16 protein-coding genes are annotated in these 21,880 nt (G+C 72.1%); 11 read left to right on the top strand and 5 right to left on the bottom strand.

The window, feature by feature from the left end; translation table 11 throughout:
* Positions 1–2: 2 nt before the first annotated feature.
* Positions 3–893, top strand: coding sequence for a glycoside hydrolase 5 family protein (locus AB0L06_RS33065; RefSeq protein WP_500235077.1), 891 nt, complete (start codon positions 3–5; stop codon positions 891–893).
* A gap of 8 nt (positions 894–901) precedes the next feature.
* Here the strand turns inward: AB0L06_RS33065 and AB0L06_RS33070 are convergent, their stop codons facing one another.
* Entirely contained in the window at positions 902–1,123 is a 222-nt protein-coding gene (locus AB0L06_RS33070) for a hypothetical protein (RefSeq protein ID WP_500235078.1), read from the bottom strand.
* 233 nt (positions 1,124–1,356) lie between these two features.
* Entirely contained in the window at positions 1,357–2,937 is a 1,581-nt protein-coding gene (locus tag AB0L06_RS33075) for a Rieske 2Fe-2S domain-containing protein (RefSeq protein WP_500235079.1), read from the bottom strand.
* A gap of 457 nt (positions 2,938–3,394) precedes the next feature.
* On the opposite strand from AB0L06_RS33075, the gene AB0L06_RS33080 reads away from it, so the two are divergent.
* From AB0L06_RS33080 to AB0L06_RS33120, 9 genes are all read left to right on the top strand, one after another.
* Entirely contained in the window at positions 3,395–4,156 is a 762-nt protein-coding gene (locus AB0L06_RS33080; protein WP_500235080.1) for a sensor histidine kinase, read from the top strand.
* A 37-nt stretch (positions 4,157–4,193) separates the two neighbouring features.
* Positions 4,194–4,871 (top strand): response regulator, encoded by a 678-nt coding sequence (locus tag AB0L06_RS33085; RefSeq protein WP_500235081.1) that lies wholly within the window; start codon positions 4,194–4,196, stop codon positions 4,869–4,871.
* Positions 4,872–5,159: 288 nt separating this feature from the next.
* Positions 5,160–6,305 (top strand): alpha/beta hydrolase, encoded by a 1,146-nt coding sequence (locus AB0L06_RS33090; protein WP_500235082.1) that lies wholly within the window; start codon positions 5,160–5,162, stop codon positions 6,303–6,305.
* 1 nt (position 6,306) lies between these two features.
* Positions 6,307–7,659, top strand: coding sequence for an alpha/beta hydrolase (locus AB0L06_RS33095; protein WP_500235083.1), 1,353 nt, complete (start codon positions 6,307–6,309; stop codon positions 7,657–7,659).
* Positions 7,660–7,908: 249 nt separating this feature from the next.
* The gene (locus AB0L06_RS33100; RefSeq protein ID WP_500235084.1) at positions 7,909–9,186 is read left to right on the top strand and encodes a sensor histidine kinase; all 1,278 of its coding nucleotides are present in this window, start codon (positions 7,909–7,911) and stop codon (positions 9,184–9,186) included.
* Positions 9,183–9,848, top strand: a complete 666-nt coding sequence (locus AB0L06_RS33105) for a response regulator transcription factor (protein ID WP_500235085.1) — start codon at positions 9,183–9,185, stop codon at positions 9,846–9,848. Before AB0L06_RS33100 ends, AB0L06_RS33105 begins: the two co-directional genes overlap by 4 nt.
* Positions 9,849–9,986: 138 nt before the next feature.
* Complete coding sequence (locus tag AB0L06_RS33110; RefSeq protein ID WP_500235086.1) at positions 9,987–10,652, top strand: response regulator; 666 nt, start codon at positions 9,987–9,989, stop codon at positions 10,650–10,652.
* Between the two features lie 217 nt (positions 10,653–10,869).
* Entirely contained in the window at positions 10,870–11,469 is a 600-nt protein-coding gene (locus tag AB0L06_RS33115) for a DUF6230 family protein (protein WP_500235087.1), read from the top strand.
* Between the two features lie 7 nt (positions 11,470–11,476).
* Complete coding sequence (locus AB0L06_RS33120; RefSeq protein WP_500235088.1) at positions 11,477–12,616, top strand: DUF6114 domain-containing protein; 1,140 nt, start codon at positions 11,477–11,479, stop codon at positions 12,614–12,616.
* 19 nt (positions 12,617–12,635) lie between these two features.
* On the opposite strand, the gene AB0L06_RS33125 is transcribed toward AB0L06_RS33120, so the two are convergent.
* The 3 genes from AB0L06_RS33125 to AB0L06_RS33135 all read right to left on the bottom strand — a co-directional run bounded on the left by AB0L06_RS33125 (position 12,636) and on the right by AB0L06_RS33135 (position 18,325).
* Positions 12,636–14,360 carry a serine/threonine-protein kinase gene (locus AB0L06_RS33125; protein ID WP_500235089.1) on the bottom strand — a complete coding sequence of 575 codons (1,725 nt, stop codon included), beginning with the start codon at positions 14,358–14,360 and terminating at the stop codon, positions 12,636–12,638.
* A 302-nt stretch (positions 14,361–14,662) separates the two neighbouring features.
* Complete coding sequence (locus AB0L06_RS33130; RefSeq protein ID WP_500235090.1) at positions 14,663–16,378, bottom strand: serine/threonine-protein kinase; 1,716 nt, start codon at positions 16,376–16,378, stop codon at positions 14,663–14,665.
* 204 nt (positions 16,379–16,582) lie between these two features.
* A complete protein-coding gene (locus AB0L06_RS33135) occupies positions 16,583–18,325 on the bottom strand; it encodes a serine/threonine-protein kinase (RefSeq protein ID WP_500235091.1) in 1,743 nt (580 codons plus the stop codon).
* Positions 18,326–18,571: 246 nt separating this feature from the next.
* On the opposite strand from AB0L06_RS33135, the gene lysX reads away from it, so the two are divergent.
* The gene (gene lysX / locus AB0L06_RS33140; RefSeq protein ID WP_500235092.1) at positions 18,572–21,871 is read left to right on the top strand and encodes a bifunctional lysylphosphatidylglycerol synthetase/lysine--tRNA ligase LysX; all 3,300 of its coding nucleotides are present in this window, start codon (positions 18,572–18,574) and stop codon (positions 21,869–21,871) included.
* The last annotated feature ends 9 nt before the right edge of the window (positions 21,872–21,880 follow it).

Below are 21,880 nucleotides of genomic sequence, written 5' to 3' on the forward strand. Positions count from 1 at the left end.
CGGTGAAGTTCAAGATCCTCACGGTGGTCGCGGCGATCGCGCTGGTCGCCGGCATCGTGGTCGTCGTGCAGGTCGCCACGTCCGGCGGCTACCACCCGTACCGGGGGCCGAGCGCGACGCCCGGGACCCGGGCGGTCCGGGCCGTCCCCACTCGCCGGATCGCGCTGAACACCACGCCCGCCGACTATCCGCGCCTCAAGGAGCTCGGCTTCGACCTGGTGGACGCGCAGCCGGACGACGCCGCGCTCGCGCGGATCCCGTCCGGGATGCGGGCGATGCTCTGGGTCGGCAACTTCACCTGCGACGACTTCTCCCTGCCGTTCGACGCGTTCGCCGCGGCCGTCCGCAGGTACGGGCACGACCCGCGCGTGTACGGCTGGTACCTGTCGGACGAGCCGAACCCGGGCGAGTGCCCGAAGGTGCTCGGCGAGATCCGCCGCCGCGCCGACCTGATCAAGGCGCAGGCCCCCGGTCAGATCGCGTTCGTGTCCCTGACCGACTGGCCCATGGCCGACGCGACGCCCGCCAAGCTGAACGTGGACGTCGTCGGCCTCGACCCGTACCCCTGCCAGGGCGGCGCCAGCCCGCGCGCCGCCTGCGACCTCGGCGCGATCGACCGCATGGTGCGGCTCGCCGACCACGCCGGGATCCCGCGGACCTCCGTCGCGCCCGTCCTGCAGACGTTCGGGCAGGGCTGCACGAAGGGCGACAAGCAGTACTGGATGCCGACCGGGGATCAGTTCCGGGCGCTTCTCGGGCGGTGGGACCGGCTCGTCCCGGACCCACCGCTCGAGATCGCTTACTCGTGGGGCCACCAGGACGAATACGCCTGCCCCACGCTTTCGGACGCCGCCGACCTCCAGTCGATCCTGAAGGAGCGGAACACCCGCTGAGGCTTCGCCTACTGCGTGCTGGTGACCGCGTGGTCGGACATCGCGGTCGGCCCGTCCTCTCCGGCGAACGGCACGTTGAACGCGCCGAGCTTCAGCGCGAGCAGCTCCATACCGCCCACGAGCAGGACGAACACGACGGCGAGGACGGCCAGGCGGCGGCGGTCGCCGCGCACCTTCCGCACCGTCGGCCGGGCCTTGTGCACAGCATCTTCGATTTTCCCTAGGACCATCCGCAAAATCCCCTCAACCCCCGCGAAGCAGGTAAAACGGTATCGGATCGGCGGTTCTCACACCCCCCGATCGCACAACCGCACGCCCTCCCAGCGGAACGTTCGGTGTGGCCTTGCCCACCTGACGGCCGCACCCATCCGGCAGCCGGGCCCACTCGACGGCAGCGGTCACCGACAGCGGCGGGGCGCCCAACGACAGCGGTTCGCCGACAGTGATCAACGACAGCGGCGGGTCACCCGACGGGACGGCTTCCGAGACCGGCGGCGCGGGCGTTGACGCATTGCCCGGACGCGAGGTCGAACGCGAAGTTGTGCGCCAGGCAGTGGATCTGCCCGTCCCGGACGACCGCGCCGATGGACAGGTCCTCGCCCGCGTGCGGGCAGTAGCGCGGGATGTCGAAGGCGCGTCCGCCGGTGCGGACGACTATGCGCTCCGTCTCGTCCCGTCCGGTCTCGTACTCCTCGACCGCGCGCAGGGCCTGCGCGTTGGCGTGCTTGAGCAGGCCGACGAGGTAGTCGTTGTAGACGTCCGGGTCGCGGTAGAGGCTGAGCCGGAACGAGATCAGCAGGTCCTCCCAGGCCAGGCGGCCGGTGAGGACGGTGTCCAGCCAGCGTCCCGCGACGGTGATCCGGTACTGCGGCCGGACCTCCGGACCCGCCCCCGGACGGCTCGCGTCGGTGACGGTCACCGCGCCCGGCTTCAGGTCCACGTCCCAGGTGCCGCCGTTCCGGCCGGCCACCTCGAACCGGACGGTCATCGCGATCTGCTCGAGGAAGTAGTCGCTGAGCGCGCCGAGCCGGTCGAAGTGCTCGACGAACCGGTCGAACAGGTCCGGGCCGGGCTCGGGATAGGCGGCGAGGACGCCCGCGATCAGATCCTTGCGGTCGGTGGCGTACCGCTCGATGTAGCCGTCCCGGTCGGCGTCCGCATAGGAGAACTCGGCCGACACCGGGTCGCGGGTGATCTCGCCGGTGTCCAGCTCGATCGCGTCGCCGGGCTGGAACGACTCGAACGCCTGGTTCGGCAGATGCTCGCGCAGCCAGCGGACCGACGCGTCCGGGTCGCAGAACGCGCCCTCCTCCTGGTCGAGCACCCAGTTGAGGTGCGAGACCTCGTCGTCCAGGAAGCACGGCGGCCCGGCGAACGGCACGGCCAGCTCGGGCGCGGTCTGCCGGACGAGCCGCTGCGCCGCGCGCAGCTTGGCGATCCGCTTGGAGAGCGAGACCCGCGCCATCTCCTCCGCCGGGTACTCGTAGCAGATCGGATGCCAGGACGCGCCGGACGTCTGGAGCGCCATGAGGTCGAGCCGTCCGCCGGCCACGTGCTTGGCGCGGCGGGCCTGCGCGGCGGTCAGCCGGGCGTCGTTGCAGTGCAGCACCGCGCGCCCGTCCGCCACGATCAGAAATGCGGCGTCATGGCACATCGGCGACAACTCCGGAATCACGGTGATCCATGACCCGCGATTGTCCAAGGGGAATTTCTCCCACGGTGACACTTCAATGACCTGGCGGGAACCGGCGGCCGTTCGCATGCGTTCTCTGAACGCGGGTCCCGGATATCCGGGAATGAGGATTCTGGTCCGCGCCGGAAGCCGTTCGATGACCCAGGGGTCGAAGTGGTCGAGGTGTTCGTGCGACACCGCCACCCAGTCGGCCTCCAGCAACCCCGGAAGGTCGAGGTGATCATTCCTCGGATACTGGTGCCACGCCCCCAGGAAGGCCCCGGTGGGGGCGAGCCACGGGTCGGCGAGCAGGCGGAACGCGTCCGCGCGCACCACGAGTCCGGCATGTCCGAGAAAAGTGACCTTGGGCATACCGGCACTGTGCCTGCCGCTCCTGTGCCGCACACCCATCGGAATGCGCAAGACCGCTACGCCGAAGGCATGAAGAAATGCCCCCCGGGTGACCGTTCCCGGACGGCCGGCGGCCGATCATGACCCCCGTCCTTCGACGTTCCGACAATGGCTCGGGTTGGCGCGGATAATCGGACTGTCCACAACCGGTCAGGCAGCGGTCAGTGGCGGTCAATTGACTGGACATGACGGGCGGTACGGGGTGACCGTCGAGATACGGGCCGTGTGGGGAGACGGCCCCGCAGTACTCCTGGAGAGGTGCCGGCATCACGGACGGGGGTCCTCCATGCAGCACGGCCAGCCACGGTCCTCACCACCGTTGGACGCGCCACGCCGAACATCCGGCCCAGACCCTTCCGACAGACCCGCGGCCTCCCCCCACGGCAACCCCTGCACCCGCGCCCACGCGGGCGACCCCGTGCTCTGGCGAAGGCGCCTGCGGCACGACATCCGGCACGAGCTGGGCACCGTGATCATGCTGGCGTCCGCGGTCGCGGTCGCCGACGACATCGGCCCGGCCAGCCGCGAGCGGGTCGAGCAGCTGCTCGGCGAGACGCGCTGGCTCGACCACCTGCTCCGCCAGCTCGACGAGGAGGCCCCGGACGGCGACGCCGGCGACGACCCGTCCGCGCTCGCGCCCGCGCAGCGGCTCCGGGTGGACGAGCTGGCCGCCGAGGTCGTCACCGGCATCCGGCTCGCCACCCCGCACGAGCTGTGCTTCTCCGGCGATCCCGCCTGGGCGCACATGGACGCGGTCGCGCTCTGGCGGGCGCTCCGCAACGTCCTCGACAACGCCTGCCGGGTCGCCGAGCACCGGGTGAACGTCCGGGTCGGCGTCGAGCGCGGCTGGGTCGTGCTCCAGGTCGACGACGACGGCCCCGGTTTCGGCCAGGCCCCCGGCGGCCTCGCCTCGCTCGGCCTCGGCATCGTCCACGACCTGGTGTCCGGCTACGGCGGCAGCCTGGAGATCCGCACCTGCGAGATGGGCGGCGCCCGCGTCCGCCTCCTGCTGCCGTCCGCGCCGCCCCCGGACGTCACCGGCGCCCCCGAGACCGCCCTCGACGCCGACCTGGACGCCGGTCTCGATGCCGGTCTCGATGCCGGTCTCGATGCCGGTCTCGATGCCGGTCTGAACGGCGGCCTGGACGCCGACTGGGACGACTGGCGGCCCATCGGATGAGCCGATCGACCTGGACGCCCCGGGCGGGGTGGACGGCATGACGGGCGCCGCCCCCACCGTGGTGGTCTGCGACGACCACCGCGTGTTCACCGAGTCGCTGTCGCTGGTGCTCGCCGACGCCGGGTACGCGGTCGTCGGGCAGGTCGACTCCCCCGCCGAGCTGCTCGCCGTGCTGCGCGCCCGGCCCGCCGACCTGTGCCTGATCGACCTCAACTTCCCCGGCACCACCGCGCTGGAGTGGATGCCGCGGCTGCGCGCGGTCGCGCCGTCCACCCGGTTCGTGCTGCTGACCGGCTACCTGGAGCCGCCGGTCCTGTCGGCGGGCCTGACCGCCGGCGTGAGCGGCTTCGCGCACAAGGGCCAGCAGGCGGGCGACATCCTCGCGGTGCTGCGCCGGGTCGGACGCGGCGAGATCGTCGCCGAACGGGCCGCTCCGCGGCGCCTGGGCGCGCGTCCCGGGGTCCCCGGGCAGAGCCAGGCGCAGCGGGTCGCGCGGTTCCTCACACCACGCGAGCGCGAGGTCCTGACCCGGCTGGCCCGCGGCGAGTCGACCCAGGCTCTCGCCAAGGCGATGGGCGTCACACGCAGCACGGCGCGCAGCCACGTCCAATCGGTGCTCAGCAAGCTCGGCGTGCACTCCCAGAGAGAGGCCGTCATCGAGGCCGCGAGGCATGGTCTGGTGAGCGTCGAAACGGGAGAATGGCTCGCGGGCTGATCCCCCGGACGGCCCGCCACACCGCTGATCTGGGCCTCGCCGGGCCGGGAGCGAAGCCCCCCGAACGTTCACTGAAGCACCGGACGAGCTGAGCTGATCTTGGACATAGGGTAAACGTGCGGCTAACCCTCAGGTCGGTAGGGTGACCGCACGGAATCGCCCGGGGCACGCCCGCGCCATACGATCCAGTTTCTGAATCTTCGCTGGAACTCTGCCGCACGTTCGCCGAGTTCTCTAAGGGCGCCCGGATGCCGATCGACGTGCGAACCACTCTAGGGGGACCGACACATGCTGGGATTGACGAGCTGGGGGCTCATCATCCTGCTTTTGGTGATCCTCGCCGCCGTCGTGGCCCTGGTCGTGCTGCGCGGCTGGAACCGGCTGGGCGGCAGGGGCCCGCTCGCCCTGGCCGGACGGATCGGCGTGATGGCCGGCGTCCAGTTGGTGATCGTCTCGCTGCTGCTCACCGCCGTGAACCAGTACTACCTGTTCTACGGCAGCTGGTCGGATCTGCTCGGGGCGGCGGGCGGCAAGTCCCAGGTCCTGGAGAAGCCGCCGGCCAACCCGAACGCGGCCGCGGCGTCCCAGGTCACGGTCACCTCGGCGGCGCAGCTCGGCCCCGGCAAGGGCCACACGCCCGCCAAGGACGGCCTGGTCCAGCACCTCGACATCCAGGGCGTCCGGACGGGCCTGAAGTCCGAGGCGTACGTGTACCTGCCGCCGCAGTACTTCCAGAAGAAGACGGCGGCCAAGCGCTTCCCGGTGGTGCTGTTCATCGCCGGGTACCCGGCCGCCGACCGGCTCACCTGGATCGACAAGGGGCACGTCCCGGAGGAGGCGTTCCTCCAGATGTCGGCCCACAAGGCGCAGCCGATGATCTACGTGATGATGCGGCCGACCATCGAGAACGGCTGGGACACCGAGTGCGCCGACGTGCCGGGCGGCCCGCAGGTCGAGACCTTCTTCTCCCAGGACGTCCCGGACGCGGTCACGAGCACCTACAAGAACCGGGTCGCCCGTGACCGGCGCGGCTGGGGCCTGGCCGGGTACTCGACCGGCGGCTACTGCGCGACGAAGCTGGCGATGCTGCACCCGGACCGGTTCTCCGCCGCGTCCAGCATGGCCGGGCACTTCCACGCGCTGCTCGACACCACCACGCGCGACCTGTACGGCAAGAGCAAGGCCGTCCGCAACAGCAACAACCTGATCTGGCGGCTGAAGAACCTGCCGCAGCCGCCCGTCTCGATCCTGGTGGCGTCGGCGCTGTCGGGTGAGAAGACCTACCCGTCCGCGAAGAGCTTCATGGCGGCGGCACGGCCCCCGCTCGTGGTCGCGAAATGGATGCTCCCGTCCGGCGGCCACAACTTCAAGGCGTTCCGCAAATACATCCCTCCCACGATCACGTGGCTGAGCGATCACCTCCAGGGGGAGTGACGTGGAGCCGTCGAATCTCACGTTCATCGGGCTCATCTGCCTGGTCGCCGCCGCGCTCGGCATCGGCGCCCTCTGGGTGTGGCCCCGCCTGGCCGGCTCGGGGCTGAAACGGCTCGGCGCCCGCGTCCTGGTGCTGGGCGCCTCCCAGATCGCGCTGACCCTCGCGATCACCCTGCTGGTGAACCGCTGGTTCGTGTTCTACAACACCTGGGACGACCTGTTCGGGCCGGTCCGGGCCAACGCCAAGGTGCAGACCGTCCAGCCCAGCCGGGGCAAGGAGGACACGCTCAGCAAGCTGGTCAAGCGCACCGCGACCACGCTCGGCCCGCACCGCCAGAACCGTCCCGCCGACCCCAAGGTGGACGGCCGCGTCGACAAGCTGCAGATCACCGGCGCGACGACCGGGCTCACCACCGAGGCGTACGCCTACCTCCCCGCGCAGTACTTCCAGCCGCAGAACAAGGGCAAGCGGCTCCCGGTCGTGCTGGCGATCTCCGGCGGCGCCGGGGCGTCCGACGACAAGCTCGCCTGGATCAAGCAGGCGCGCCTGCCGGAAGAGGCCGCCAAGCTCAACGCCGCGAACAAGACCCAGCCGGTCATCTACGTGATGCTGCGCTCGGTGAAGGGCCTCACGCAGGTGTCCGCGCCGCCCGCGGGCACCGGCCCGACCACCAACGGACCGACCGCCGCCGGGCCGACCGCCAACGGAGCGGCCGCCGGGCCGACCACCGGGCCGACCACCCAGTCGACCAGCCGCCCGAAGGACGGCGTGAAGCCCCCGGCCTCGGCGGGCAGCCATCCGGCGGCCTGCCTGAACGTGCCGGGCAAGGGCTACGGTCAGGCGCTCGACTTCTACGCGCAGGACGTCCCGCTCGCGCTCAGCGACCTGTACCGCCTGCCGTACGACCACAAGGGCTGGGGCGTGCTGGGCTTCGGCTCCAGCGGCCAGTGCGCGGCCCGGCTGGCGATGACCGACTCGGCCCGGTTCGGCACCGCCGCGACGATCAACGGGGTCTTCGACCTGTCCGCCGAGGTGCCGCCCGGGCTCGCCGCGAACGACATCCCGGGCCAGCCCCACCAGGCCGACCCGTTCGGCGGCAGCCCGCAGTTCCGCCAGGAGCAGGACCTGTTCTGGCGGCTCGACCACATGCCGCCGCCCCCGGTCTGGATGCTGGTCACGGCCGGGTCCGGCGGACGGCAGGTCCAGCAGGCCGACCGGTTCGCGTCGCTCGCCAAGGCCCCGCTGCACGTGGAGAAGACGCTCCCCTCGGTCACCGGCGACACCCTCGCCGCCTGGCACGGCCAGATCCCCCAGATCGTCAGCTGGCTCAGCTTCCGCCTCCAGGGCGAGTAACCCGCACCGCCCCGGCCTGCCCGCCTGGCCTGCCCCGACTCGCCTCGCCTGACCCGGCCCGATCTGCCCGGCCTGCCGGGCCTGCCGGGCCTGAGCCGCCCGGCGCGCTCTTCGGGTGGGGCGGGCCGGGCTCCGGCGGCGCGGGAAGGTGCCTCGCGGGTGGGCTGAGCTGCGTACTCCTGCGGGAGTAGGGGTGATCACTCCCGCTGGGGGACGCGGGGTCGGGGGCGGGCGTCCTACTGTGCCCAGGTGAGCCTCTCCCCACCCTCCGCCGCGCCCGGGCGGCCGCGGTCCCGGCTGCGGCCGGCGTCCTGGCCCGTCTGGGTCGTGCCCGTGTTCCTGGCGGCGTTCCAGGTGTTCGTGACGGTGGGGGCGGCTCACCACCGCTGGAACCACCGCGGCCACCCCGGCCCGCCCATCCCGCCCGTGACGCCACTGGACGCGCTGGCGATCGCGCTGCTGATCGGAGGGCCGGCCGTCCTGCTGCTGCGCCGCCGCCACCCGGTGGTCACGCTGGCCGCCACAGGCCTGATCACGGGCCTCTACTTCCTGCGCGCCTACCCGTACGGGCCCGTGCCGGTCACGGTCTTCGTGGCGATCCTGGCGGCCCTGTACGCGGGCCACCGGCGGGCCGCCTGGGCCGGGACGCTCGGCGGCCTCGGCGTGTACTTCGCGGTCACCCAGCTCCTCGGGATCGACCCGGAGCAGCGCGGCACGTCCACGAACACGTTCCCGGCGCCGCGGCCGGAACTGGCCGGGGTGCTGTTCGCGCTGGGGTGGGCGCTGGTCGTCCTGGTCTACGGCGAGCTGATGCGGATGCGGGCGCAGCGGTCGGCGGCCGCCGAGCGGTCCCGGGCCGAGCGGGAGCGGCGGCAGGCCAGCGAGGAGCGGCTGCGGATGGCGCGCGAGCTGCACGACATCCTGGCCCACAACGTCTCCATGATCAACGTGCGGGCCGGGGTGGCGCTGCACCTGCTGGACGACGATCCGGAGGAGGCGCGCGCCGCGCTCACCGCGATCAAGGAGGCCAGCAAGGAGGTCCTCACCGAGATGCGGTCGGTGATCGGGGCGCTGCGCGCGCAGGACGAGTCCGCGCCGCGCTCCCCCACGGCCGGGCTGGTCCGGCTGGACGAGCTGGCCGCCCGCGCCCGCGCCGCCGGGGTGCGCGTCGAGGCCGGGACGAGCGGGGACGTCCGGCCGCTGCCCGCCGCGTGCGACCTGGCCGCGTTCCGGATCGTCCAGGAGTCGCTGACCAACGCGGCCCGGCACGGCGGTCCCGGTCCGGTGACCGTGCATGTCCACATCGACTACGGCGAGCACGAGCTGACCGTCCGGGTGGAGGACGATGGACGCGGCGCGCCGGGTCCGGACGAGAACGACGAGCGGCCGGGCGGCGGCGCGGGCCTGCGCGGGATGCGGGAGCGGGCGGCGGCGCTCGGCGGCTCGTTCCGCGCCGGGCCGCGGCCGCGCGGCGGGTTCCGCGTGGAGGCCGTCCTGCCGATCGACGCCGAGGAGGAGCGGGCATGATCAGGGTGTTGCTGGCCGACGACCAGGCGCTGGTCCGGGCGGGGTTCCGGGCGCTGCTCGCCGCGCAGCCGGACATCGAGGTGGTCGGCGAGGCCGGCGACGGCGAGGAGGCCATCGCGGGCGCCCGGCGGCTGCGTCCCGACGTGATCCTCATGGACATCCGCATGCCCGGCCTGGACGGCCTGGAGGCGACCCGCCGGATCGCGTCCGACGAGCGGTGCGGCGACGTCCGGATCGTCATCCTCACCACCTTCGAGCTGGACGAGTACGTCTTCGAGGCGGTGCGCGGCGGGGCCAGCGGGTTCCTGGTCAAGGACACCGAGCCGGTCGAGCTGATCCACGCGGTGCGGGTGGTGGCGGGCGGCGACGCGCTGCTGTCCCCGAGCGTGACCCGGCGGCTGATCGCCGAGTTCGCCACCCGGACGCGTCCGGCGCACGTGTCGCCCCGGCTGAACGACCTGACCGACCGGGAGCGCGAGGTGCTGGGACTGGTCGGCGAGGGGCTCTCGAACGAGGAGATCGCGACCCGCCTGGTGGTCAGCCCGGCCACCGCGAAGACGCACGTCAGCCGCGCGATGGTGAAGCTCGGCGCGCGCGACCGGGCGCAGCTGGTGGTGCACGCCTACGAGTCCGGGCTCGTCCGGCCGGGCTGGCTGACCTGACCCGGGGCCCGGACGCCGAGCTCCGGAGGGGAATTCTCACTCTGCGACAATCCTCTGTCGCCGAGCGTGCGGACGTGCGATGGTGTGGATTCCGGGGGGTGGACGGCGCAGGCTGAGAGGTGTGCTCGGAGGGTTGGCGTGGCCGACGTGACCAGGATCCTCGCGGTCGACGACAGGGCGGACAACCTCGTCGCACTGCGGGCGGTGCTCGACGCGCTGCCCGTCGAGGTCGTGTGCGCCGACTCCGGACGGGCCGCGCTCCGCGCGCTGCTCGGCGGGGACTTCGGGCTGATCCTCATGGACATCCGCATGCCCGGCATGGACGGCCTGGAGACCGCGCGGCACATCCGCAGCCGTCCGCGCACCCGGCACGTCCCGATCGTCTTCATGACCGCCAGCGACACCCCCGACCTGGCGTCCAGCGTGTACGCGGTCGGCGCGGCGGACCTGCTGGCCAAGCCGTTCGACCCGTGGCTGCTGCGCGCCAAGGTGACGGCGTTCGCCGAACTCGACCGGCACCAGCGCGAACTGCGGCGCCAGGCCGCGCTGCTGCGGGCCGCCGTCACGGCCTCGGCGACGCCTCCCGCGGCGGCTCCCGCCCCGGCCCCCGCCGTGATCGCCGCGCCGGCCGCGGACCCCGCTCCGGCGGGGGCGCGGCTCAGGCTCGTGGACGCGCGGCTGCGCGAGGTCGAGTCGCTCGCGGAGGGGCTGGACCCGGCCGTCCCGCCGCTGTGCGCGCAGGTTCGGGCGCTGCGCCAGGCGCTCGATCCCCTGTTGCGCGGGGGCGTCGCGCATCAGCATTGATCACTTTCGGTAGTGGTTTTCGGGCGTCCCGAACGACCGCTATTACATGATCAATCGAATATCTTCCCAGCTCAGCCGCTGTCAGTTTTTACCTTTAATTTCGGATCTGGGTTTGAGCAAGTAAGTACTTGAGGGTAACTTGCACGATGAGTCACCGAAGTGACGATCGTCACCAGATGACCGTTTCCTACCCCCTCGTCCCCCTGGGAGAGAGCACATGACCGACTCCACCGAGGCCGCCCTCGGCAAGGTCCGCTGGAAGCGTTTCGCCGCCCTCGCCGGGCCGGCCGTGGTCGGCGCCGGAGCGCTGGTCTTCATGACCGCGCAGGGTTCGCTCGCGTCCTCGTTCGCGGTCTCCGGCAGCAGCTTCAAGGTCAAGGCCGCGGCCCTCGACGGCACCGGCTTCGTCCAGTACGGCGGCGCGGACGAGGAGAAGAACGGGACCAAGCACCTGGTCCAGATCTCCGGCATCAAGAACGCCAAGATCACCAACATGTGCCAGTCGGTGAAGGTCATGCCGGGCGTGGTCCTGCGGCTCACCGCGGGCGACGGCGGCAAGCCGGTCGAGGCCAGCAACCTCACCCTGGACGTCCAGCAGCTCGACGCCGACGCCGAGTTCAAGAACATCGAGATCGGGCGCGACGCGTCCACGATGGACAAGAACACCCGGGCCCTCGGCCGCGCGGGCGCCGGCATGTTCGGCCAGCAGGCCGACGAGGTGCACCTGAAGAACGTCCGCCAGGTCGCGTGGGCCACCACCGCCGGCACGTTCAAGCTCAACAACCTTTCGATGAAGCTCGGCGACGAGTGCTTCTGAGGACCGCATGAGTTCCACGACTCCGCACGGGTTCCGCCGGTGGCGGCGCACGCGTCCCTTCTGGGGCGGGCTGTTCGCCGTCCTCGGCGGCCTGGAGATCATCTCCATTCCGCTCGCGCCGATGCCGATCGTGATCCACCAGGGCATGGCCGGGATCGCGAGCTGGCTGTTCGGCGCCCTGCTCGTGGTCGCCGGGCTGCTGCTGTGGTTCCAGCCCGCCCAGCGCTCCTTCTTCGGGGTGCTGGCCGTCCTGCTGTCGCTCGGCTCGTTCCTGACGTCCAACTTCGGCGGGTTCCTGCTGGGCATGCTGCTGGGCCTGCTCGGCGGCGCGCTCGGCTTCGCCTGGACGCCCGGCGCGAAGAAGCGGCGCGGCCGGAACGTCCCCCCGGCTCCCCCGGCTCCCCCGGTACCGTCCGCTGACGTGCTGGTCGCCGGGGAGGCGCTCGCAACCGACACGCTGGTGGAGGTCTCGCCGCTGCCCGGCCAGGAGTCGCGGAGGGGCGCGCACGCGGCCCCGCGCGGTGGACGGATCCTCGGCCTCGCCCTGCCGATCGCGGCGGCCCCCGCGCTGCTCGGCGGGCACCTGCTGAGTCCGTCCCCCTCGCCGACCCCGTCCACGGCGGTCAGTCCGTCGACGTCGGCGTCGCCGAGCACGTCCCCCAGCGCGTCGCCGAGCGCCTCGCCGACTCCCAGTGCCTCGCCGAGCGCGACGCCGTCGGCGAAGCCCAAGGCGAAGTCGGCGGGGTCGGTCGCGGGCGCGTACAGCGATCTCTCGACGCTGCGCGCGAGCTCGCTGGCGATGTCGGGGCTGAGCTACGACGGCGTCGCGGACCTCCAGACCCGTCAGGGGACGGTCAAGGCCCTGAAGTTCAGCATGGACAAGGCCGTGCTGAAGAACGTGGACCAGACCGTCCGGCACGGCGCGGCGTCCTCCGCCATGAGGACGCCGAGGCTCACCCTGACCGGCGGCGTGATCATGTACACGACGAAGATGTCGTCCAAGCTGCTCGGGATCCCGCTCACCTTCACCCCCGAGCACCCGCCGCCGCTCGTCCTGCCGATCATGACGATGACGGACGTGGTGTCGGAGCAGCCCTCGGTGAGCGCGCGTGTCGCGAGCGCCGTGGCCCTGTCCATCGGCGCCTGAGGAACATCGGGACGGGCGGTCAGCCGACCTTGAAGGTGTCGTAGATCGTGCTGCGGACCTTCTGGCTGTCCGCCCAGTCCTTCTCCGGCGTCCGGAAGTACAGGGCGAACGGCCGGTTGCTGAGCCGGACGAACCGGTCCACCACGTGGAACTTGGCAGTGTCCCGGACGAAGATGAACTCCCAGTCGGTCGCCGCTACGCCCTGGTAGGTCACCGACGTCATGGAGACCCCGTGGTAGCCCGGCAACCTCGTCGAGCCGGGTGCCAGGTTCGCCTGCTTCCTGGCCTGCTGGGCCGGCGTCGGTGCGTCGATCGTCCAGGCCGTGGTGTCCATCTGCACGAACGAGTTGGTGTCCGGGGACTGGAGCTTCGGCGAGCCGTCCTGCGTGCCCGTCCACTGCCAGTCCGCCGGCGCCGCCATCGAGTACCCGTCCCGCGAGAAGGTCTTGAAGCCGGACGGTGCGTCGCCGCCCTTGACCTGCTGCCGGACCAGGTACGCGGCGGCCAGCACGGCCCCCACGACCAGCAGCACGATGACCGTCAGCAGGACGGTGTGGCGGTTCCGCCCGGTCGGCGCCGGCGCGGTCGGCGCCGCCGGGGTCCGCGAGTACGGCTCCCGCTGGATCGTCTCGCCCGGATCGGGGGCGGGACGGGTGGACGGCTTGTCCGGGGCCGTCCGGGACAGGGGGACGTGCGGCGTCGCGCGCTCCATCGACGGCGGATCGCGCCGGACGGACGGCGGATCGCGCCGGACGGACGGCGGGTCGTGCCGGACGGGCTGCGGGTCCCGCCGGACGGACGGCGGCTCCTGCCGCAGCGCCATCCGCGGCAGGTCGCCCGGGTCGGTGACCGTCTCGCCGGGACCGTCCAGGAGCGTCCGTGGTTCGTCGTTCATCGTCACCCCGGCCGACGGCCCGGCTGAGGGCTCGGCCGTCGCGGCGACGCGCGCGAGCAGCGGCTCGGCCTGCTCACCGCTCATCCGGTGCATCGGCTGCCGGGCCAGCAGGCCGTCCAGGACCTGGCGCAGCGGACCCGCGTTGCGCGGCGGCGGGACCGGCTCCAGCAGCGCGGCCTGCAGCGACGACATCGCGTCCGACCGCTCGTACGGCGACCGTCCCTCCAGCGCCGCGTACATGGTCGCGCCGAGGGCCCACAGGTCCGACGCGGGGACGGCCCGCGCCCCCTGCGCCCGCTCCGGCGGGATGTAGGCGGGCGACCCCATGACCAGCCCGGTCTGGGTCAGCGTCGCGTCCCCCTCCATCTGCGCGATGCCGAAGTCGGTCAGCACCACGCGTCCCGAGTCGCACAGCAGAACGTTGGACGGCTTCACGTCCCGGTGCATGATCCCCTTGGAGTGCGCGTGCCGCAGCGCTCCGAGCATCTGCAACCCGATGTCGGCGACGCGCGCGTGCGCGAGCGGCCCCTCCTCGTCGAGGACGTCCTGCAGCGACGGCGCGATCAGCAGCTCCATGACGATCCACGGCCGCCCGTCCTCCTCGACGACGTCGTGGACGACGACAACCCCGGGATGGCTCAGCCGCGCGGACGCCCTGGCCTCCCGCAGTGTCCGCTCGTACATGACGGCGCGCTCGTCCTCGGCGAGCCCGGGCGGCAGCAGGACCTCCTTGACCGCCACCTCCCGGTGGAGCATGGTGTCCCGGGCACGCCACACCGTGCCCATGCCGCCGCGCCCGACCACCGCGTCCAGCCGGTAGCGGCCCGCGAGCAGACGTCCCTCACCCATGACGAAATGGTCCCCCGTCGGAGCAAATGCTGCTGAGTGGGACGCGCCGCGGCGCCCCCGAGTTCATTGTCCTGCCCCCGGCGGCGGCCTGCGACCACGAACCAGACGGCCCGGCCATCCTGTCGGACACCGTCGCTACTCTCTGATTCCGAAGAGTCGCTTTCGGCTGCGTCCGGCGCTCGAACAGGAGGTGATACCGCTCGAGCCCAGCGTCCCCGCCCGTTTTGTATGGAACCTAGCAGCGGAACGGTCACGCCGCGCGGGCGTTCCCGAGGGCCGGTGCCATCCGGCGCCATCCGGCGCTATCCGGCGCTGTCGAGCATCTGCCGGAGCATGGGGTGCATCGCCGTCCACCGCGACTCGGGCGCGACGACGATGACGGCGTAGGGCTGGCCGTCCTTGCGGAAGCCGCGGTCCTGGGCGTGCGAGAGCTCGTTGTTGCGGATCCAGGTGAACTCCAGATCGGAGGCCGGCTGCCCGTTCCTGCCTCGGGACGGCCGCTGGTCGAGCCTGTTGAAGCCGGTGAGTTGCTGGGCGGTACCCGGGTCGCGGACCCAGGCCTTCCAGTGTCCCTCGGGAGTGGGGTCGCCTTCCCAATGGCGGTTGTCGACCTGGACGTAGCTGGACGTGGCCGGATCGACGAAGGTCCTGGCGTCCTGACGCTTCCACCCCTTCGGGACCGCCACGCGGAGGCCGCCGACGTTCTGGAGGGTCATGCCCGGCGGAGGCCCGGTCGGGCGCGGCTTGACCGGCGACGCGCCGTGCCCGCCACCGTCGCCCTTCTGCGCCGTGCTGGACGCCTGTGTCGGGGAGGGATCGGCGCCGGCGGCGTCTCCGGACCGTCCGAAGACGTTGTAGCCCACCGCGCCGAGGATCGTCAGGACGGCGAGGCCGCCGACCACGAGCAGGACGGCCTTGCCCGTGCCGCCGCCCCCGCCGGCCGCCACCACCTGCGTGCCGCCCTGAGGCGAACCCTGCGGAGCGCCTCCGTGTGGAGCGCCACCCTGCGGAAGGACCTGCTGCGTGGCCCCCTGGGAAGAGACCTGCCGTGTGGCGCCCTGGGGCGGGATCGGCTGCCCGCCGCCTCCGGCGTGGGGCGTGACCTGTCGCGTGGCCGGCTCGGCCGTCCAGGCAGGCGGGACGGGCACCTGCGCGTCCCGCACGGTCGGGGGGCCGCTGGAGGCGGTGGCGTGCCGTCCGAGCTCCTGCTCGACCTGGTCGATGCTCGGGCGGCGCGTGTCATCGCGGTCGAGCATCGCGGTCAGCACCGGCGCCAGCGCCCCGGCCTGCCGCGGCGGCGGCGCGTCCAGAGTCATGATCGCGGCCAGCACGGCCATGGCGTCGCTGCGGTGGTGCGGCGCCTTGCCCTCGACCCCGGCGTACAGCGTCGCGCCGAGCGCCCACACGTCCGAGGACGGTCCCGCCGCCTCGCCCTTGACCCGCTCGGGCGCCATGTAGGCGGGCGAGCCCATGACCATGCCCGTCCGCGTGAGCGTCGCGTCCCCGGACAGCTGCGCGATGCCGAAGTCGGTGAGGACGGCCCGTCCGTCGTCGGTGACGAGCACGTTGGCGGGCTTCACGTCCCGGTGCAGGATCCCCACGGCGTGCGCGGCCCGGAGCGCCCCGGCCAGCTGGCGGCCCAGCGCCGCGACCCGCTGCGGCGGCTGCGGACCGTCCTCGTCGATGATGTCCTGCAGCGACCGCGACGGCACGAGCTCCATCACCAGCCACGGCCGGTCGTCGTGCACCACCACGTCGTGGACGGTCACGACCGCCGGATGCCCGAGCCGCGCCGACGCCCGCGCCTCCCGCATCATCCGCGCGTACGCGGTGCTCCGCTCCTCGTCGGTCAGCGATGGATGAAGCCGGATCTCCTTGATCGCGACTTCGCGGTCCAGCGTCTCGTCCGTGGCCCGCCAGACCGTCCCCATCCCGCCCCTGCCCAGCACGGACAGCAGCCGGTACCGGCCAGCGAGGGGGACGTCGGTCCCCGGTCCCGTCACTTCACCCTCGGCCATGAGCAGCGACTTTACCGACACCGGGTAACGGATCGGCGAACCGGCGGCATTCCGCGCCCGGTCAGAGGCAGAAAAATCCCCCTTGCCACCCCCGTCACACTGTGCTCGGACTCGGAGGCCGGCGGCCTGCCGTACGCCTTCGTGCAGTGGAACCACGTGGGCGTGAACGACGAATCGGAGGCCTTCGACGGGCCTCCGGGGCCGTCACTTCTCGGAGGTGAATCCGGCGTAGACGGGCTGCAGGTCCGACCAGGTCTTGCTCCAGCCGCTGTCGGGCGCGTAGAGGACGATCGCGTAGCCGTGCCCGCTCATCACGAAGCCCCGGTTGAGGGCGTGGACGCGGCCGCCCCGCCCGTCGAACGTCCACTCCCAGTCGGCCGCGCGCACTCCGGTCGGGTCGCTGACGGGCTTCCCGGACTGCACCGGACGGATCGCGATCCGGTCGTAGCCCTTGAAGACGTGCTTGCGGGCGGGCTCGAGGTCCTTCCAGTCCTGGAGCGCGCTGGTGTCCGCCGTCTCCGCCCGGTCGACCTGGATGTAGGTCTGGCGGTCCGGCGAGTAGAAGAACCACCCGCCGCCGCCCTCCTTGTGCTCGGGCTTGCTCCAGTCCTGCGGGATCGGCAGAGAGTAACCCTGCGGGTCCTTGTAGGTGCGGAAGCCGGCGGGGACCGTGGGGGACGCGGGTGGTGCGCTCGATGTGGCCGGCTTGACGGGAGTGGTCGCCGTGGTCGTCGGGGCCGGGGACGCCGGGTGGGACGGGCTGTTCTTGGTCTGGGGCTCGCCCTTGCCCCGGGTGGCGCCCCAGACGATGCCGGTGATGGCCAGGATGATCACGATGACCATCGCCACGACGAGGAGGGCGCGGCGGGCGGAGACCCCGGCGAGCGCGGGCGGGAGCTGCGGGAGCTGCGGACGGGACGGCGCCGGGCGGTCCGGGGACGGGGCGGTCTCGACGGACGGGGCCTGGTGGGTCTGCTCGACGTCGGCCGGAGGCGTCCCCTCCCGGCCCCTGGACATTGCCCGGCCTCTGGACGCCGTCCGGCCCTTGGGCGGCGCCGGAGGGGCCGGGGGCTCCTCGGCGGTGAACTCTACGGCGATGGTGCGCTGGGTGTCGACCGTGGGGGCGCGGACGATGTCGTCCAGCAGGCGGCCCGCCTCGATGGCGTCCATGCGCTCGTCGGGGTTCTTGCGCAGCAGGCCCTGGATGACCGGGGTGAGGGGGCCGGAGCGGGTCGGCGGGTCGGGCTCCTCGGAGATCACCGCGACGAGCGCGGCCATCGGCTCGTTGCGCTCGAACGGGGAGCGGCCCTCGACCATCGCGTACATGGTGACGCCGAGTGACCAGAGGTCGGAGGACGGGCCGGCGGTGCGGCCGCGGGCGCGCTCGGGCGCGATGTACGCGGGCGAGCCCATGACCAGGCCGGTCTGGGTGAGGGTGGCGTCGCCGGCGGCGGTCGCGATGCCGAAGTCGGTGAGGACGGCCCGGTCACCGCCCGCGAGCAGCACGTTGGACGGCTTGACGTCGCGGTGCAGCACGCCGGCGTCGTGCGCGGCGTGCAGCGCGGCGAGCATCTGGCGGCCGATGTCGGCGGCCCGCTTGGGCGGGAGGGCGCCCTCCCGCTTGATCACCTGGTCGAGGGAGCTGGCGTGGATGAGCTCCATGACGATCCAGGGCCGGCCGTCCTCCTCCACGACGTCGTACACGGTGACGACGCCGGGGTGGCCGAGGCGGGCGGCGGTGCGGGCCTCACGGAAGGTCCGCTTGTACTGGACGGAGCGCTCCTCGTCGGTGAGACCATGCGGGAGGATGACCTCCTTCACCGCGACGTCCCGGCCGAGCACCTCATCATGGGCCTGCCAGACCGTTCCCATGCCACCACGACCGACCTGGGTCACCAGGCGGTAGCGGCGGGCGAGCAACCGCTCCCCGGTGGTCTCCTGTGGCATATCCGCGACCATATCGACTTTTGATGACAATCTTGGACCCGGCCCGCGAACGATCCTCTCACCTGCCGGTGACGGCCGTCTCGAACCCCGCGGGATCGGACGGCGGCGCCGGGCCGATCGCCACCCTACCCAACAGACATAGGGGACAGACCGGACGGGATGGTGACTATCGTCAGCGGTAGGCGTGCGTAAGGCGTCACCCGGTACAAATATCCCTACAATCCGACAGTCCTGAACGGGAGAACCATGGCGGCAACAGGCGAAACGGGGAGCCTGAGCACCGGTTGGCGAAGACTCGTGGAGGCGGCGCCCACCGTCTTCTTCTGGTACACCCGGCTCTCCGGGATCGTGTCCATCCTCTCCTGGCTGTCGTCGGACCTCATCGTCCGACTCGCCGACATCTGGGCGTTGCGCTGGCTCTACTACCTGGCGGTCTTCCCCAGCATCCCGTGGGGTCTGCTGTTCATCCTGCTGTCGATGGGGATCCGGCGGCGCAAAAAGGCGGCCTGGCGCGTGCTGGTGCTGCTGTTCGGCCTGTACACCGCGTTCTCAGTGGCGTTGCTGCTGCACACGGTCCTGGATCCGAGCCAGCCGACGGCCGCCGGGGAGGTCGTCACCACCGGCGCGTACGCGGTGGTGCTCGGGATGGCGCTGGCGTCCCGCAGCCAGTTCACCTCGCTGCCGGACCGCGCCAACCGGCGCCTGGCCGCCGTGGTGTTCTCCGTCCTGCTGGTGCTGAGCGGCGGCATCGGGACGTTCCTGGTCACCGTCACCGACGAGGACGGGACGGGCAGCTACTGGGCGCACCCCTGGTACGTGGCGGCGCAGACCGTCCTCGGTGCGGGGATCACCGGGGAGCCGATCGGCGTCAAGGTGCCCGGCTGGGTCGACGTGATCATCGGGGTGCTCGGCACCGGCCTGCTGCTGGTCACCATGTGGGCGCTCTTCCGGCCCGGACGCCGGAACGCGGTGCTCAGCCCCGAGGAGGAGCTCGCCGCGCGCGCCCTGCTCGCCGAGTACGGCGACCAGGACTCGCTCGGCTACTTCGCGCTGCGCCGCGACAAGGACTTCATCACCGCGCCGAACGGCAAGGCCGGGATCGCCTACCGGGTCGAGGGATCGGTCTCGCTGGCGTCCGGCGACCCGCTCGGCGACCCCGAGTCGTGGGACCAGGCGATCGAGGCCTGGCTGAACGAGTGCCGCACGCACTCCTGGATCCCGGGGGCGGTCAGCGTCGGGGAGCGCGCCGCCCACATCTACGCCCGGCACGGCTTCGACGCGCTGGAGCTGGGCGACGAGGCGATCCTGGACCTCACCGACTTCAACCTGGACGGCCGCGAGATGCGGCAGGTCAGGCAGGCGGTCCACCGGGTGGAACGCGCCGGGTACACCGTGCGCATCCGCCGCCACTCGCAGATCCCGGACTGGGAGATGGCCAAGCTGATCCGCAGCGCGGACGCCTGGCGCGGCGAGGCCACCGAGCGGGGATTCTCGATGGCCCTCGGCCGCCTCGGCGACCCGACCGACGGACGCTGCGTCATGGTCGAGGCGTTCGACGCCAAGGGCGAGCTGCGCGGGCTGCTGTCGTTCGCCCCATGGGGGCGGACCGGGCTCTCGCTCGACCTCATGCGCCGCGACCGGGCCGCCGAGAACGGCCTGAACGAGTTCATGATCGCCAAGCTGGCCGAACGCGCGGCGGCGGTCGGCGCGCAGCAGCTCTCGCTGAACTTCGCGATGCTGCGGTCGGCGTTCGAGCGCGGCTCGCAGATCGGCGCGGGACCGATCGCGCGGTTCTACTACAAGCTGCTGTCGTTCGTGTCCCGGTTCTGGCAGCTGGAGTCGCTGTACCTGTCGAACTCCAAGTACCTGCCGCACTGGCGGCCGCGGTTCATCTGCTACCGGCAGTCCCGCGACCTGGTGCGGCTCGGCCTGGCCTACGCCCGCGCCGAAGGGTTCGTCCCGTCGCTGAACCGGATCAAGCTGGAGCGGGCCGCCAACCGCGTCCCGACCCCGGAACTGGTCTCCAAGATCGCCGAGATCGAGGAGGCGGCGGAGGCCCGGCGCGCCCCGCAGCGGCGCCTGTCGGAGCAGGAACGGGTCCGGCACGCCAAGCTCGCCCAGATCCGCGAGGCCGGGATGGAGCCCTACCCGCTCGGCTTCGAGCGGACGGACTTCGTCGCGGACATCCTCGCCGCGCACACCGGCCTCGAGCCCGACACCCGGACCGGGACGCAGGTCGCGATCGCCGGGCGTGTCGTCCTCGCCCGTGAACACGGCCGGCTGGTCTTCGTCCAGCTGCGGGACGAGACGGGCGACATGCAGGTCATGCTGACCTCGGACGAGCTCGGCGACGAGCCGCTCGAGCAGTGGAAGCGGCTGATCGACCTCGGCGACCAGGTCGGCGTGACCGGCGAGGTCGTCACCTCCCGGCGCGGAGAGCTGTCGGTCCTGGCGGCCCAGTGGAAGCTGACCGCCAAGTGCCTGCGGCCCCTGCCGAACAAGCGGACGGGCCTGTCCGACCCGGAGGCGCGCGTCCGGCAGCGGTACGTCGACTTCATCGTCAACGACGAGTCGCGGAAGATGCTGCGGATGCGCGGCGACGCCGTGGCGGCCGTCCGGGACACGCTCCGCGAGGGCGGGTACCTGGAGGTCGAGACCCCGATGCTCCAGCCGATCCACGGCGGGGCGACGGCGCGTCCGTTCACGACCCGCATCAACGCCTACAACATGCAGCTGTACTTGCGGATCGCGCCCGAGCTGTACCTGAAGCGGCTGCTGGTCGGCGGCGTCGGCAAGGTCTACGAGCTGAACCGCAACTTCCGGAACGAGGGCGTGGACGCCACCCACAACCCCGAGTTCACGATGCTCGAGGCGTACCAGCCGTACGGGAACTACGACACGATGGCCGTCCTCACCCGCGACCTGGTCGTGAACGCCGCGCTGGCCGCGACGGGCGGGACGGTCGTGGTCCGGGACGGCGTGGAGCACGACCTCGGCGAGCCGTGGAAGGAGATCACCGTCTACGGCTCGGTGTCGGAGGCGCTCGGCGAGGAGGTCACCCCGGACACGCCGCTACCGGCCGTCCGTGCGCTGGCGGACCGGATCGATCTCGGGTACGCGCCCGAGTGGGGGCAGGGGCGGATCGTCCAGGAGCTGTTCGAGGAGCTGGTCGAGGGCGACCTGATGTTCCCGACCTTCGTCCGCGACTTCCCGGCCGAGACCTCGCCGCTGACCCGCCCGCACCGCAAGGACCCGCGCCTGGCCGAGAAGTGGGACCTGATCGTCTTCGGCCTGGAGCTGGGCACCGCCTACTCCGAGCTCATCGACCCGATCCTGCAGCGGCAGCGGCTCACCGAGCAGTCGCTCCAGGCCGCCGGAGGCGACCCCGAGGCGATGGAGCTGGACGAGGACTTCCTGCGTGCCCTGGAGTACGCGATGCCCCCGGCGGGCGGCATGGGCATGGGCATCGACCGGCTGCTGATCACCCTCACGGGGCGGTCGATCCGGGAGACCGTCCCGTTCCCGCTGGTGCGCCCTGGTCTGTAGTTGTTTGTC

Origin of the sequence: Spirillospora sp. NPDC052269 (assembly GCF_040679435.1) — a bacterium.
Taxonomy (GTDB): domain Bacteria; phylum Actinomycetota; class Actinomycetes; order Streptosporangiales; family Streptosporangiaceae; genus Spirillospora.